Consider the following 13,924-nt stretch of genomic DNA (forward strand, 5'->3'; position numbering starts at 1 on the left):
TCACCCGCTGCTACGCCGCGTCCCAACTGCTCAGCAGAGCATCCGCGGATTGTCACAATTCGTGACCCATTCCGTGCGGACCAACGGACCCGTCTCAACTAAATGTCCCTTATGACATTTCGGTGACATTTCAAATGAGAACTGACACTTCAGATGAGAACCCACAATTTTGAGAACCGACACTCCTCCGAACCCCCTGTCGGTTCTCAAATTTGGTTTCATATGGCGATGTTCTGACATGCAACAGTGCAGGGTACCGGACCCGCTTGCTCAGTTGGAGGAACCCAGCATCCAGGGCTCGGTCGACCGTGCGCGTATCGGCGAATTAACACCCCGCGGCACCACCAGCGTGCCCACAACACTAAGCAGGGTGCTCGTCACGACGAAAAGCCCCACCGCGAAGCCCAGCCACGCACCGATCACCGCATCGCCGCCACATTCACTCAGTTCAGTTCGCCGGCAGCTTCGAATATATCGAGCGAAGGTGGGTTCACACGGTATTAGGCTGCCGAATCCGGCGGGAAGGGGACCGGATACGGCTGGCCGTAGTCGGCCGACCGACTCACCAGCCGCCAAGCCACGTCGTCATCGAGGAGCTTACGGTCTGCGGCGATGCTCGATTCAGCGGCGTTGACGCCCAACGGCAGGTGCTCAGGAATGTCAGTGCGGCAGGCGATTTGGACGAGAATCTGCGCCGCGCGGTCGGGGTCGCCGGCCACCACGGCGTCTGCCTGGCGCAGCCGGTCCATCGATCCCACCGTGCCGGAATAGATTTCAGGTATCTCGTGCACCGCCATCGATGAGCCCGCCCAGTCGGTGGCGAAGCCGCTGGGCTCTACGACGAGCACCTTGATGCCGAACGGCGCGGTCTCGGCGCGCAGCACCCGGCTGAAACCGTCGATGGCGAACTTGGCGGCCTGATAGGACGCGATTCCCGGCGAACCTCCGACGCGGCCGCCCATCGACGAGAACTGGATGATCAGCCCGCCGCCCTGATCGCGCAGGACCGGGATAACCGCCTTGGAGACGTGGTAGACACCCCAGAAGTTGGTCTCGAACTGGGCGCGGAAGTCGGCGTCGTCTCCAGTTTCGATAGGCGCCACGTTGGCGTAGCCGGCGTTGTTGACGACCACGTCCAGCCGACCAAAGCGCTGTCGGGCCTCGCTGATCGCGGTCGCCACCGCGTCGGGGTCGGTGACATCGAGTCGGATCGGATGTACCCGGTCGCCGAACTCGGCAACCAGGTCATCAAGCTGCTCGGGGCGTCGAGCAGTCGCCGCGACCAGGCCGCCGTCGCGCAGGACCGCCGTAACCAGGGCGCGCCCGAAACCTCGGGAGGAACCAGTAATGAACCATGTTTTCGACATGCCCTTAGTGAAACACGGTTTTATAAATACCGCAACCCTGTTGTGTTATTGTGGGGGGATGACGCGGGTGGAGTTTCAGCGGGCGCGCTCGCCGGGAGCCAAACACCAACGGCAGACCGCGATCTTGACGGCGGCGCGATCGCTTGCCGCCGAGAACGGTGTCAGCGGGGTCACGCTGACGGATATCGCGGCTGCGGTAGCGATGCACAAATCGGCGATGTTGCGGTACTTCGAGACCCGCGAGGAGATCTTCTTGCGTCTGGCCGCGGAAGCGTGGCAGGAGTGGTCAGCGGCCCTCTGCCGTGATCTCGGCATGCTCGTCGCCCAGCAGACCGCGGATATCGCAGCGGCCATCGCGGGCACGCTGGCCGCTCGCGGGCTCTTCTGTGATCTGCTGGCCCAGACGCCCCTGCACCTCGAACGCAACGTTTCCCTCGATGCGGTGCGCGAGTACAAGCTCAGCACGCTGGCTGAGGTCGACCGCCTGGTCTCGGCCATCCGCGCGGTGCTGCCTTCGCTCACCGAGCAGGATGCCGTCGACGTCGTCGCGACCGCTACCAGCGTCGCGGGTACGTTCTGGCATATCGCGACGCCGGGCCCGGCGGTCGCCGCGCTCTACCGCAGCGACCCCCGACTGGCGCATGCCATCCTCGAGATCGAACCGCGCCTGACCCGGATACTTACCGCGCTCCTCGACGGTATGGCGAAACGCGCGAGCTGACGCGGTGGGTCTCACACGGTGGTCAGTTGTGGTGTGGGCGCGGTGTCCGGATCCTGCTCCGATTCCGGCTCGGGGTCGTTGGCGTTATTTGTGCGAAAGGTATTCAGCGGCCACCAGAACCAGCGTCCCAGTGCAGCGGCGATCGAAGGGGTCATGAAGGACCGCACGATGAAGGTGTCGACAAGCAGGCCTAGGCCGATGGTTGTGCCGAGTTGTCCGACCACCCGCAGGTTGCTGACGATCATTGAGGCCATGGTGAAGGCGAACACCATGCCGGCCGCCGTGACGACACCACCGGTAGCGCCGATGCCGCGCATGATTCCGGTGTTCAGGCCGGCGTGGATCTCCTCTTTGAGCCTGGACACCACGAGCAGGTTGTAGTCGGATCCGACCGCCAACAGGATCGCGACCGACAGCGGTAGCACGATCCATTCGATGCCGAAACCGGCGATGTTCGCGGGACTCGTGCAGTTTCTCCTGTGCAGTGTCTGGTCGAGGCGTTCGACGGCGGCCTTCATGGCCTCGATAGCACCCGCGGAGAGCCGCTGCGGAGAATGCCCCGCCGGACATGCCGCGACAGGCACGGCTCTCGGGTGGCCTGGCGAGGTGCTCGTCAAATTCAGCCGCCGCCATCAGAACGCACGACTCGTGGGACATCGGCTCGAGCTTGGTCAGCAGCGCCGAGAGGGGCGTGCCGTATGGCGTGTGGCAATGCGCCGCCGAGACGACGCGGCCCTAACGTCTGCCGGTGCAAGGCCAGATAATTCACTGGGAACTGCAATCACTGCCTCTCACCCTGCCAAATGCTCATATTTCGATACAATATCGAATAGATAGTCAATTGCCCGCTGAATGGAGAGCCGTGCCAAGTCGACCCCGTGTCCTCGTCCTCGCCGACCCCGACCCGGACGTGCCGCCCGCCCCGCTGCACCTCATCCCCGCGGACGTCGACGTGGTCGGGGTCGCATCGACTCCCACGGACGCGCAATTGGCCCGCGCGTCGGTTCTGTACATCTGGGACCACCGCTTCGCCGACCTGGCCCCGCTGCTGCGCCGCACCGACGAGCTGGTCTGGGTGCACGCCGCCTCGGTTGGGGTTAACCGGCTGATCTGCCCCGAGCTGGGGTCTGTCACCCTGACCAACTCGAGGGGTGTGTTCGATACTGCGATCGCCGAGTGGGTCATCGCGGCGGTGCTCGCGCACGTCAAGGGGCTGCGTGAGACATGGACGCAGCAACGCACGAGCACCTGGCGCCACCGCATCACCGGGCGGTTGGCCGGCACTCGGGCCGCGGTGGTGGGTACCGGCTCGATCGGCCGAGCCATCGCCGATCGCCTTGCCCGTCTCGATGTCCTCGTCACGCTGGTTGGCCGTACCGCGGACGACGACCCGCTGTTCGGGACCATCGGGAGCTCCGACGATCTGGTCACGATCGCTGCCGACGTCGAACTGCTGATCCTCGCTGTGCCGCTCACGCCGGCCACCACCGCGCTGATCGGGGCCGACGTGTTGGCCGCACTGGGACCATGCGGATTCGTCGTCAATGTCGGGCGCGGGCCGACGATCGTCGAGTCCGACCTGGTTGATGCGCTGCGAGCCGGGACGATCGCCGGTGCCGCGCTGGACGTGTTCGAGGTCGAGCCGCTGCCGGTGCACTCGCCGCTGTGGTCGTTACCCAACGTGCTGGTGTCGCCGCACATGTCTGGTGATTACGCCGGCTTTGAGATTGACATGATGACGGTTTTCGTCGACAACCTCGCGCGGTGGCTGCGCGGGGAGCCATTGCGTAACGTCGTCGACCCGGCTGTCGGCTACGTGCCGGGCTGAGCACGTTCGTTGTCAAGAGACTTCCACGGTCGGCCGGGTTGGCGGGTAGGTCGTGGTGAAGTCGGCGTCGCCCAAGCGCCAGTCAGCACCAGCCGTGATGGGTCGAACGGCCCCGAGGCAGACCCGAGTGGATGGCGCTGAGCGCCGGGTCGGCAGGCCCGTCAGCTGACTTCCTCGACCTGCTGATACCACCGCATGCGGGGGCCGATCTTGGCCCGCATCCGCCAGCGGCGGGACTTGGGCGCCTTGGCGACGTGGGCCCGCAGGGTGTTGATCTGGGTTTCCACCCGCGCCCCCAGCCCCGGGTCCAAGTCGCATCGCTGCAGCCACGCGGACAGCACGCTCAGGTTCAGGTCGGCCGAATACCAGAACCCCCAGTCGTCGCAGAGCACGTCGACGATGCGCTGCAGGTCGATCTCGCCGGCCGCGTGTCTGCCGAGGCCGTGTTCGCCGAGCAGCACCGTCAAGTCGATCAGGTCGTTGGTAGTCACCTCGTGTATCTGCAGCTTCGACAACACAAGGTCGGCGAGAGTGATGCACGGATCGGCCAGCTCCAGCCGGTCGGCGAACCTGATCGAGTGCGCCATCACCAGGGTGTCCATGAACACGTCGATCTTGATGCCGGTGTCGGGGTGGGCGAAGATCTGGCGCTTGATTCCCCACTCCCGCAGCCCGCGCGCCGCCGGGTCGGCGAGATAACCCTGCGCGCTGAAGAACCCGTCGATGCGCCGGTGGTCCCGGTCGCGCGCCCAGAAGTCGATGTCGTAAAACGGCCGCCGGCCCAGCTCATGCATCAACTCGTTGTGTGCTGGGCAGTGCAGATGTACCGCCACCGAGCCGGTGATGCGCAGCAGCAGCGACTGCTGCGCGGCGGTTTTCACCAGGCGGGTGGCCTCGCCCGGGATGCGTTGCGCCCGCGACAGGGTCGCGGCTTCGGTGTCGTCCACTACTCGACCGGGATCTCGCTGAACCGCCCCTTGAGGTCGGCGCCTTGACGGGCGCGGTAGAGCCGGAAACCCAGATACCAGGTGAGGGCGAACACCGTGACGGCCACCGTCATGACTTCCGAGAGGTGGTTGTTGGCGCCATAGGCGGCGTCGATGAGCAACCGGTAGAACACAAACACCACGCAGACCAGCGCGATCACGCCAATCACGGAGATCAGCGGAACCCTGCCGACGCGATAGGCGATCGGCGACGACTCGAACTCGCGCCGGCGCCGGAACGGGAAAACGATCGCCGCCAGACAGACGCCCATGAAGGGGATGCACTGGCCCAGGAAGCCGCCGAGCACCAGGACCGAGCTGGTAAACGAGTAGAGGCAAACCCAGATAAAAGCGATCCCAGCCGCGAGGGCCAGGGCGAAGGTGGGGGTGTGGAACTTTGCCGACACCGCCGAGAACCATTTTGGCGCCATCCCGTCCAGCGACCACGCCAGCATGCTGCGGGTCGAGACGATCATTGTGGTGGCGCCGACGAAGAACAGCAGCGATAGCACCCAGAGGCTGTTCACCACGGTGAGCGCCGGATTGCCTCCGGCGATACCGGTGTACAGGTTCACATACGGGGCTGCGTCGAGCGGGAACTTGGCCCGTGGCACCTCCGTCGAGGCCAGCATGAACGCACTGCCGAACGCCATGCGGTACAGGAACATCAGCAGGATCATCGCCGCGCCCATCGTCGCGATGGCCAGCGTCATGCCCCGCAGCTGACTGCGCTGCCCGTCCTTGACCTCACCCGCGAAGCTCACCGACAACACCGCGAACCACAGCGAGAACGCCGGCCACGCCGAGAAGAAGGCGCTCTGGTTCAGGCTGAACGGATGGGCGGAGTCCCCGGCGGCGGCGATGACGTTGTCGTAGGCGCCCGGCCCGGCGATCGCGTCGAAGTTGTGGTGAAAGTCCAGCACACCGGTCGCGGCGAGGGCCAACGTGATGAACGTGACGAGCAGACTGCCCACCGTGACGTAGCTGGCCCAGCGCTGAAACTTGAAATACAGCCCGGCGCCGCGGTACTGCACGACCGAAAAGACGCCGATCACCAGCACGCCGCCGAGGAACAACCCCCAGTTGCCAGCGAACCAGTTGCCGGCGCTGACCAAGGCCGCGTTGTGCTCCTGCAGCCCTAACGAGCTGAGCATCGGCGCGATGCCGAACTTCGACAAGAACGCCCCGTTGACCCCGGTATAGAACAACTGCCAGAAGACCAGCGACATGCTGAGGACCAGGCCGGCGACCGGATGCAGGATGCGCGACATGAACACGTAGTCGCCGCCCGAGCGCGGGTAGACCATGCTCAGCAGCGCATAACAGCCCGCGATGAACAGCCCGGCCACCGTGGCAATCAGGGTTGCCAGCTCCATCGACGCGCCTGGATAGAACTGCCACGCCGCGACAATGAAGATGATGTAGCCCAGCGCGATCTGCTGCCAGCCGTAGAACATCACGTCATCGGTGCGCACCTGCCGCACCAGCCCCGAGCTGGCCCGGGTGAACACCCCCGGCGCACCGGGAACCCCGAGTTTGACGCTGTCTGTCGCAGTCATGCGGATCAGCCCCTTACCAGGTGTGTGTTGACAACGCCGTGCTGCTTGTCGAGCTCAACGATTAGGCCGCCCAGGATGCCTTCGCTGTATTCGCTGCCGGGATTCGCGATCGGTACCCCGGCCAGTTCCCGCACTCCCCGCGATTCATGGATGTGCCCGTGCAGGCCGAGCATGGGCTGGTAAGCCGTGATGGCGTCTCGGGTGGCGGTGCTGCCGACTGGCACCATGCGCGGGCCGCCTGCGGTCACGACGGCGCGGAGGTCCTCGTCAAGCTCGGGTGCGTAGTCGAGCCCGGAGGCATGTGGCGGCACGTGCAGGTTCATGATGGTCTTGCCCGGCTCGGCGACCCCGGTCATCACCTCGTCGATGCGGCGGCCGAGATCCTCCTCTGACACGTCGCGCGGGCAAGCCCACGGCGTGATGTTGCCGTAGCCCATGCCCATGATCGAAAAGCCGCCGTCGAGGTCGATGACGGTGCCGTTGGGGTCCTCGATCAGGCTGGAGCAGGCCAGCATGTCGTCGACTTCGAAGTAGTCGTCGTTTCCGCCGCTGATCAGCACCCGCACCCCGGTACCGCGAAGGCGGTCCTCGGCCATGTCGATCCAGCGCTCGACCCGCGCGAGGATGAGTCGGCGAAACAACTCGTCGGTCTTGTCCGCGTCCCCGGCGTAGCTCTCGTACTCGTCGGGGGTGGTGAGGAACACATACTCGCCGGCGTCGGCGATCATCGCGAGCAGCTCGTCCAAAGCGCGTCCCGAGCTAACCTTGCGCTCGATGCCCGCGAACCGCGCCTTGTAGCTGCCCCGCTTGTACTCGATCACCGGCACGATGAACTTTCCGGTGATGTCGCCGCCGATCACGATCGTGTCGCATTCGTAGTGCTTCGGGGTGGCCAGGAACTTCTTCCAGCACCGCTCACTGCCGTGGATGTCGCTGCAGAAGTACATGCGCACCCCGACGAACGTATGGGCCGGTTGTTTCATGGGTGATAAATGCCCGTGTCGATAAAGTATCGAAAATGTCCTCGGCCGCCACGCGTGCTATCAATTAGGCGGTGACCGACGACCGCAATCGATACACTATCGATTTGGCGGATCGGTCCGGGCAACGTGGAGGCGGCGGTGAACGACGACCTGATGAGTCCGGCACTCGGCGCGGGCACTCTCGAGTACGAGTGGATGACCTGGCCGGAGATCGCAGCCGCGGCCGCCGCCGGCGCCCCCGTCGTGATTGCAGTGGGCTCGACCGAGCAACATGGCCCGCACCTGCCGGTCAGCGCCGACTGGGTGGTCCCCCAGGCGCTGTTACGCCTGGCCGCGGCCAGGCGCCCGTTCATCGTGGGGCCGCCGCTGCGGCTGGGCTACCGATCGCGGCCGGCCAGCGGCGGGGGCCAGCAGTTTCCGGGCACGTTGTCGCTGCGCGCCACGACGTTCATCGCCATGATCGAAGACCTGCTTGACGAACTCATCCGCACCGGATTCCGCCGGATCGTGCTCTACAGCTGGCATTACGAGAACGCCAACTTCGTCTACGAGCCGGCGTATCTGGTGTCCGGGCGCTGCTCCGACGTGAAGATCGTCGTCGTCGAGAATGGTATGCCCGAGTTCGAACCCGCCGATCTTGACGTGCTGTTTCCCGACGGCTTCCCGGGCCTGGCCCTCGAGCACGCCGCGGTCATCGAGACCTCGCTGTTCGAATACCTGCGCCCGGCGACCGTGCGGATGGACCGCATCGTCGACGACGCCCCGGCGCGCCACGTCGCCTGGGACGTGCTGCCGATCGACCCGAGGATGTCGACACCCACCGGTGTGCTGGCGTCGGCCACGCAGGCCAGCGCGGCCAAGGGTGAACTGCTCGCCGACCGGATCGTCGAGCACATCGTGGCCATTCTGGACGCGGAATTCCCGGCCGTCGAGCGCGCCTCGATGCTCCTCAGCGCGGCCGAGGAGCGCTGAGGTGCCCCGTGCCGCCGTGGTGACCGGGGCCGCAAGCGGAATCGGCCGTGCCACCGCCTATGCGCTGGCCGCCCGTGGATACCACGTCGCAGTCGACCACCTCGGTCGTGAGACCGAAGCCAAACAGGTCGCCGGCGACATCGGCGGCATCGCCTATGAAGCCGACGTCGCCGACGTGTCGGCGGTCGAGGCAATGGTCGCCGCGGTGGAGTCCGACCTTGGCCCGATCGAAATCGCCGTCGCCTGCGCGGGTTTCGACGTCGACGTGGCCTTGAAAGATGTGACGCCGCAGTTGTGGCACCGCAGTCTGGAGGTCATCCTGGGCGGCTGTGTCAACGTAATCGCCGCGGTCGGACCGAGAATGCGCGATCGCCGCAGCGGCTCAATCGTGTGCATCTCCTCTGAACTTGCCCTACTCGGAGACGAGAACCATGTGCCCTACGTAGCGGCGAAGTCGGCGATGATCGGTCTGGCCCGTTCGGTGGCCCGTGAGTACGGCCCGGATCAGGTACGCGTCAACATCATTTGCCCGGGCCCGACGGATACCGAGATGCTCACCGGGCGGTGGCGGGACGACGACTACCGGCACAGCATCCCCCTCGACAGGTTCGGCGCCCCTGAGGAACTGGCCCGCGCCATCGCCGACGTCGCGGAGTGGACGTGGTGTACCGGCCAGGTGATCTCCCCCAACGGCGGCGTGGTGATCCAGTGAACGGACAAGTGGCACTGATAAGCGGAGCCGCCGGGGGCATCGGACGGGCGATCGTGACCGCGCTTGCCGACGCTGACTGGACTGTCGCCGCCACCGATCTGCCCGAGACCGGCGACGTCGCCGATGCGGCGGCGACGATTCCGGCCGACCTGCGCGGGCGCGACTCCAGCCGCGCCGTCGTGGACGCCGTGCTGGCCCGGTTCGGACGATTGGACCTGTTGGTCAACAACGCAGCCACGATGACCCTGGCCGAGCCAACCGTCGCGTCGATGCCGCTGTGGTGGCGCGACATCGAGGTGAACTTGAGCGCCCCGCTGTGGCTGACCCAGGCTGCCGCTGCCGCGCTAGGGGGCAACGGCGGACAAATCATCAACCTCAGCAGCATCTCCGCACTGCGCGGCGAGGCCGGCTTTAGCGCCTACGCGGCGAGCAAGGCCGGGCTGCTGGGAATGACGCGCTCGCTGGCTCGCGAGCTCGCGCCGGCGATCCGGGTGAACGCAATCGCTCCCGGCCCTACCGACACCGATCAACTCAACCGCGACGCCGAGTTTTTTGGCGTGACGCTGACACAGCTGCACCATCACTACACGGCGGCCATGCCGACGGGCCGGTTGGTTCAGCCCGCCGAGGTGGCCGATGTGGTCGTATTCCTTGCCCGGTCGCGATCTATCACCGGGGAGTGCGTCCAGATCAATGGAGGGATGTTGATGTCGTGAGACGATCGCGACAAACCAGAAGCGGCATCCCACAGTGGCGGCCGCTCGACGAACGGAATGGCTATGGCGCACAACACTGAAGCGGCCGCGGCCGGCGTCGTTTCCGAGGTGGATACCGATCGGCGTGGCTACATCCTCGTGGTGGCCGCACGGTTGTTCCGTGTGCGCGGTTACCTCAAGACGACCATGACCGAGATTGCGCGCGAGTGCGGGCTGGGCCAGTCGTCGCTGTACTACTGGTTCCGCCAGAAAGAAGACATCCTGCTCGGTCTGCTGGCATTGAACCGGGTCTCGCTAGCCTTCGCTGAGCAGATGGTGGCGGCGGCCGGCTCACCAGCTGTGCGGCTGCTGCGGCTGCTGCAGCTGGACATCCTCGAACTGTGCTCGTCGCCAGTCGACATCTGCGAGGTGGAGGTGCTGGCCGAGCAGCAGCCGGACGTCTTCGTCGAGTTCTGGGCTGACACCGCCGCGTTGCACCGGCACATGGCCACGATCATCGGCGACGGCATCGCGTGCGGCGAGTTCGTCGACTGTGACGCGGAGTTCGCGGCGCTGAACATCTGCGCCGCAGAAGAAGGCGTGCAGCGCCGGTACCGCAACTCCGCCGCGCACGCCCCGGGCAGCGCGAGTCCGTTCCGGCACCGGACGTATTCGCGTGAACACGTCGCGACCGAGCTGGCGGCAATGCTGGTGCGGGGCTTGCTGCGTGACCCGGTGACGTTGCCGAAGCTCATCGCCGAGGCGGCGGCCCACGGCGACGTCACGCCGGTGCCCGCGTCGGCCGCGACGCCTCGATGACCGCCGAGATGCGCGCCGTGGCGTTGCGCCGCGGCTGGTACCCGGTCGCCCGCAGCGTCGACGTGGACCACCCGCGCCAGGCGAACCTGCTCGGCCGCCGGCTGGTGGTGTTCCGCACGGCCGACGGTCAACCGCGCGTGCTGTCCGACCGGTGCCTGCACCGTGGCGGAGCGCTGCACCTCGGCGAGGTCGACGGCGACTCGATTGAGTGCCCCTACCATGGCTGGCTGTGGCGCGGCACTGATGGCCGCTGCGTCTACATACCGTCCAACGGACCCACGGCGACGATCCCCAAAGCGGCTGTGATCAAGGCGTTTCCGGTCGTCGAGCGCTACGGCCTGGTCTGGACATGTGTCGGTGAGCCGCTGACCGGGCCGCCCGATCTGCCCGAACTCGAAGGGCTAGGTATGACCTACGCCGCTGGGGAGCCGGTTGATGTCAAGGCCGGCATCCTGGCGGCGATGGAGAACTTCCGCGATGTCGCCCACTTCCCGTTCGTGCACCGCGGGACGATGGGCCAAGTGCCGCACCAAGTTTCAAGGTTCGCAGTGCGCCGCGAGGGTTATCAGACATGGATGACACGCAGCTACTCGGCCGCCCATGGCGACGCGGAGCTGTTCCGCGACGTCGAAAACCTGAGTTTCGCCTACCATGCCGTGGCGCCGAGTATCGCAACCGTAATGCTGGATCACGGCGCCGGTGGAAAGCGGGTCGTCATTGAGGCGTTCACTCCGGCAGGCCCGACCGGGACCCGCATCTTCCTCGTCTCCGGCACCGCCGCGGACTACACCGCCTACGACCCCGCCGCGACGCTGGCTAGCGAGATGGCGGTGCTCCATGAGGATGTGCCGACTCTGGACACGCTCGATCCGCCGGAGGTCCCCTTCGACCGCGAGCACCACGAGCTGTCGGTTGAGGCCGACCGCTACACGCTCGCCACCCGCCGCGCTTTCGTCCAATTCATCCGCGAGGCCGGCGTGGCCGGCGACATTAGCGCAAACCCCGAATCCACCTTCACCACAACGGAAGTCGACACCGTCATTGTCCGGCCCTGACGCACCGGTGGGCCCAGTCCCCGGCACAATCGTGCCCCGCTACGCCGGCAAGTACACCTTCGCCCGGATTGCTGACATCGCCGAGGTCAGCGACTACCAGGTGGCCATCGTGGGAGTGCCCTTCGACGGCGGAACGTCATATCGGCCCGGCGCGCGGTTCGGTCCAATGGGGGTGCGCCAGGCGGCACGAGCGCTGCGGCCGGGGTATCACGTCGAATTGGGCGTGGCTCCGTTGGGCGAGGTGCAGGTCGTGGATGCCGGTGACATCCCCGTGACACCGTTCAACATCGCCGATGCCTGCGGGCAGATTCAACGTCACGTGACCGAGATCATGGGCACCGGCGAGCGCCGTCTCATCTCGATCGGCGGCGACCACACCATCACGTTGCCCAATCTGCGTGCCGCCCGTGCCAAGTACGGTCGGCTCGCCCTAATTCACTTCGATGCCCACCTTGATACATGGGACACCTACTTCAACGCTCCGTTGACCCACGGAACGCTGCTGCGGCGCGCGTTCGAGGAGGGTTTGCTCATTGAAGACCACTCGATACACGTCGGCATCCGCGGACCGCTCTACGATCGGATCGACCTCAATGAGGACGCCCGCATGGGGTTTCGCACCATCCGAGCCGCTGACCTCGATGTGCTCGGTCTCGAGACCGCGGCCGACGTCGTCCGCAAACGCGTCGCTGACGCACCCGTCTACATATCCGTCGACATCGATGTGTTGGACCCGGCCTTCGCACCCGGCACCGGCACGCCCGAAAGTGGCGGGCTGACCTCCCGCGAGCTTCTGCGCATGCTGCGTCTAGTTCATGGACTGCCCGTCATCGGCGCAGACGTCGTCGAGGTCGCCCCGGCGTACGACCATGCCGAAATCACCTCGCTGGCTGCTGCGACGGTCGTGTTCGACCTACTCGCCCTGATCGTGGCCGATAGCGAAAGTATCGGGGCGTTCTCTCATCAAGTGAATCAGTGCTAGCTCGGCCGCGACGCCACTCCCCCACCAAGCGATTCCACAAACGATGCCGATGCGAAGCGCGACGACCGCGCCGCAGCGGCGCGGGCGCACCGCCGGCAAGCGTGCGCAGCCCTGATCGCACAGCAAGTGTCCAACTCTGACCTGCTGCGGATCCTAGTGGGGCAGTACCTGTCTGGAGTTGCCGCCCGCGCCGCGACCTCGGCGGTGTCGGCGCTGATGCGTGACTGGGATGCCGACGTGGCCGGAAACGGCGACAAAGCCCGGGCGACCCGGGCATGGCACCGCGCGGTCCGGGTCGGAGACCAGCTCTACTGCCCGTTGTCCCATCGCGGGTCGGTCCGCATAGCCCTCCATCACCGTCTGCACAATCTGCCCGAGGCTCAGTCCGGGATCCTCGACCGCCGCACTGATGGCCTCGTCCGGCCAAGCGGCGGCGAATTGAGCGTCAGTTGCGTATAACTCGGCGATCCGTGCGGCGAGCCGCGCCTTGCGCCTTCCGGTTTCCTCGGACGCGTGTCCGGCGTCGGGCGTCATCGCGAATTCTCCCTAGAGTTCATCGAGCAGTGGATCTGTCGGTGCGCTTATCGCCGGGGGACAAGCTCGGCAGGGACGCCCAGCGCGTCGGCAAGCAATGGGTTGACCTTCCCGGGAACCTGGACGTTGGCAAAGTGGCCCTCCCCGGCGATGACGTCCAAGGTGGCGCCGCGGATCGCCTTGGCGAGTTCCTCGCCGCGGGCGACAGGCACGGTGGCGTCTTTCTCGCCATGGATGATCGTGGTGGGCACGGTGATCTCGTCGAGGCGGTCGCGCACGTCGAAGGCGAAGGTGGTTGTCGCCTGGCTTAAGTAGCCCTGCTTGTCGCCGCCGGCGATCATGTCGACCATCCAGGCCCTCAGGTCCTGATCGGCATTGGCGGTGAACGCCGCACCGACTCTCTCCTCGGCGATCTCGCGGAGGGTGTGCGACTCGACGTAGGCCCTCTGGGCGGCGACGGTCTGGGCCATCTGCTCGGGTAAGCCGGCGAAGGAGGCGAGCACGACCAGACGACTCAAGTCAGCGGGATAGTCCAACGCATATTGGAGGGCGATGGTGCCCCCCATGCTGCGACAGGATCGCCCACTTCTGTGCGTAACGCCTCTGCGTGCAAGTCCAAGTCGACGAAGTGCACCAGGGTGCCGTCCGGCGCCTCTGTGAATCCCCGAGGTTCTGTGCTCAATGCCATTCGATGTTCTTCCTTTGCCACGA

Annotated in this window: 13 protein-coding genes and 2 pseudogenes; 8 read left to right on the forward strand and 7 right to left on the reverse strand. The window is 65.9% G+C overall.

Features of this window, described 5'->3' with window-relative positions:
- Window positions 1-500: 500 nt before the first annotated feature.
- Window positions 501-1,367: an SDR family NAD(P)-dependent oxidoreductase gene (locus VE759_RS03975; RefSeq protein WP_324928445.1), complete on the reverse strand. Its 867-nt coding sequence runs from the start codon at window positions 1,365-1,367 to the stop codon at window positions 501-503.
- A 124-nt stretch (window positions 1,368-1,491) separates the two neighbouring features.
- On the opposite strand from VE759_RS03975, the gene VE759_RS03980 reads away from it, so the two are divergent.
- The gene (locus VE759_RS03980; RefSeq protein WP_324928447.1) at window positions 1,492-2,088 is read left to right on the forward strand and encodes a TetR family transcriptional regulator; all 597 of its coding nucleotides are present in this window, start codon (window positions 1,492-1,494) and stop codon (window positions 2,086-2,088) included.
- An 11-nt stretch (window positions 2,089-2,099) separates the two neighbouring features.
- Here VE759_RS03980 and VE759_RS03985 read toward each other — a convergent pair.
- Window positions 2,100-2,543: pseudogene (locus VE759_RS03985) on the reverse strand (MMPL family transporter); the annotation flags it as partial.
- A 407-nt stretch (window positions 2,544-2,950) separates the two neighbouring features.
- Here VE759_RS03985 and VE759_RS03990 point away from each other — a divergent pair.
- Complete coding sequence (locus VE759_RS03990) at window positions 2,951-3,916, forward strand: D-2-hydroxyacid dehydrogenase (protein ID WP_324928449.1); 966 nt, start codon at window positions 2,951-2,953, stop codon at window positions 3,914-3,916.
- 161 nt (window positions 3,917-4,077) lie between these two features.
- On the opposite strand, the gene VE759_RS03995 is transcribed toward VE759_RS03990, so the two are convergent.
- From VE759_RS03995 to VE759_RS04005, 3 genes are read right to left on the reverse strand one after another with little or no spacing between them, the layout of a single operon-like run.
- Window positions 4,078-4,863: a hypothetical protein gene (locus VE759_RS03995; RefSeq protein WP_324928450.1), complete on the reverse strand. Its 786-nt coding sequence runs from the start codon at window positions 4,861-4,863 to the stop codon at window positions 4,078-4,080.
- Window positions 4,863-6,461 (reverse strand): APC family permease, encoded by a 1,599-nt coding sequence (locus VE759_RS04000; RefSeq protein ID WP_324928452.1) that lies wholly within the window; start codon window positions 6,459-6,461, stop codon window positions 4,863-4,865. The genes VE759_RS03995 and VE759_RS04000 overlap by 1 nt, the downstream gene beginning before the upstream one ends.
- A gap of 5 nt (window positions 6,462-6,466) precedes the next feature.
- Entirely contained in the window at window positions 6,467-7,444 is a 978-nt protein-coding gene (locus VE759_RS04005; RefSeq protein ID WP_324928454.1) for a hypothetical protein, read from the reverse strand.
- Window positions 7,445-7,582: 138 nt separating this feature from the next.
- Between VE759_RS04005 and VE759_RS04010 the strand changes: the two genes are divergently transcribed.
- The 6 genes from VE759_RS04010 to speB all read left to right on the forward strand — a co-directional run bounded on the left by VE759_RS04010 (window position 7,583) and on the right by speB (window position 12,679).
- On the forward strand, window positions 7,583-8,416 hold the full coding sequence (locus tag VE759_RS04010) for a creatininase (protein ID WP_324928456.1): 834 nt from the start codon (window positions 7,583-7,585) through the stop codon (window positions 8,414-8,416).
- Between the two features lies 1 nt (window position 8,417).
- Window positions 8,418-9,128: an SDR family NAD(P)-dependent oxidoreductase gene (locus VE759_RS04015; RefSeq protein ID WP_324928458.1), complete on the forward strand. Its 711-nt coding sequence runs from the start codon at window positions 8,418-8,420 to the stop codon at window positions 9,126-9,128.
- Window positions 9,125-9,844: an SDR family NAD(P)-dependent oxidoreductase gene (locus VE759_RS04020; protein WP_324928460.1), complete on the forward strand. Its 720-nt coding sequence runs from the start codon at window positions 9,125-9,127 to the stop codon at window positions 9,842-9,844. The genes VE759_RS04015 and VE759_RS04020 overlap by 4 nt, the downstream gene beginning before the upstream one ends.
- A 63-nt stretch (window positions 9,845-9,907) precedes the next feature.
- Entirely contained in the window at window positions 9,908-10,642 is a 735-nt protein-coding gene (locus VE759_RS04025) for a helix-turn-helix domain-containing protein (protein ID WP_324928462.1), read from the forward strand.
- Window positions 10,639-11,697 carry an aromatic ring-hydroxylating dioxygenase subunit alpha gene (locus VE759_RS04030; RefSeq protein WP_324928464.1) on the forward strand — a complete coding sequence of 353 codons (1,059 nt, stop codon included), beginning with the start codon at window positions 10,639-10,641 and terminating at the stop codon, window positions 11,695-11,697. The genes VE759_RS04025 and VE759_RS04030 overlap by 4 nt, the downstream gene beginning before the upstream one ends.
- Window positions 11,684-12,679: an agmatinase gene (speB, locus tag VE759_RS04035; protein ID WP_324928466.1), complete on the forward strand. Its 996-nt coding sequence runs from the start codon at window positions 11,684-11,686 to the stop codon at window positions 12,677-12,679. Before VE759_RS04030 ends, speB begins: the two co-directional genes overlap by 14 nt.
- A gap of 288 nt (window positions 12,680-12,967) precedes the next feature.
- On the opposite strand, the pseudogene VE759_RS04040 reads toward speB, so the two are convergent.
- Window positions 12,968-13,213 (reverse strand): annotated as a pseudogene (locus tag VE759_RS04040) (hypothetical protein); the annotation flags it as partial.
- Between the two features lie 47 nt (window positions 13,214-13,260).
- Window positions 13,261-13,779: an alpha/beta hydrolase gene (locus VE759_RS04045; protein ID WP_324928468.1), complete on the reverse strand. Its 519-nt coding sequence runs from the start codon at window positions 13,777-13,779 to the stop codon at window positions 13,261-13,263.
- Between the last annotated feature and the right edge of the window lie 145 nt (window positions 13,780-13,924).

The sequence above is a fragment of the Mycobacterium sp. genome, assembly GCF_035640695.1.
In the GTDB taxonomy this organism is placed as follows: domain Bacteria; phylum Actinomycetota; class Actinomycetes; order Mycobacteriales; family Mycobacteriaceae; genus Mycobacterium.

Excerpts from the sequence above, each read along its gene's own strand:
- VE759_RS03975 (WP_324928445.1), bottom strand. The coding sequence starts at position 1,367 with ATGTCGAAAACATGGTTCATTACTGGTTCCTCCCGAGGTTTCGGGCGC.
- VE759_RS04000 (WP_324928452.1), bottom strand. The coding sequence starts at position 6,461 with ATGACTGCGACAGACAGCGTCAAACTCGGGGTTCCCGGTGCGCCGGGG.
- VE759_RS04005 (WP_324928454.1), bottom strand. The coding sequence starts at position 7,444 with ATGAAACAACCGGCCCATACGTTCGTCGGGGTGCGCATGTACTTCTGC.
- VE759_RS04025 (WP_324928462.1), top strand. The coding sequence starts at position 9,908 with ATGGCGCACAACACTGAAGCGGCCGCGGCCGGCGTCGTTTCCGAGGTG.
- VE759_RS04030 (WP_324928464.1), top strand. The coding sequence starts at position 10,639 with ATGACCGCCGAGATGCGCGCCGTGGCGTTGCGCCGCGGCTGGTACCCG.
- VE759_RS04045 (WP_324928468.1), bottom strand. The coding sequence starts at position 13,779 with ATGGGGGGCACCATCGCCCTCCAATATGCGTTGGACTATCCCGCTGAC.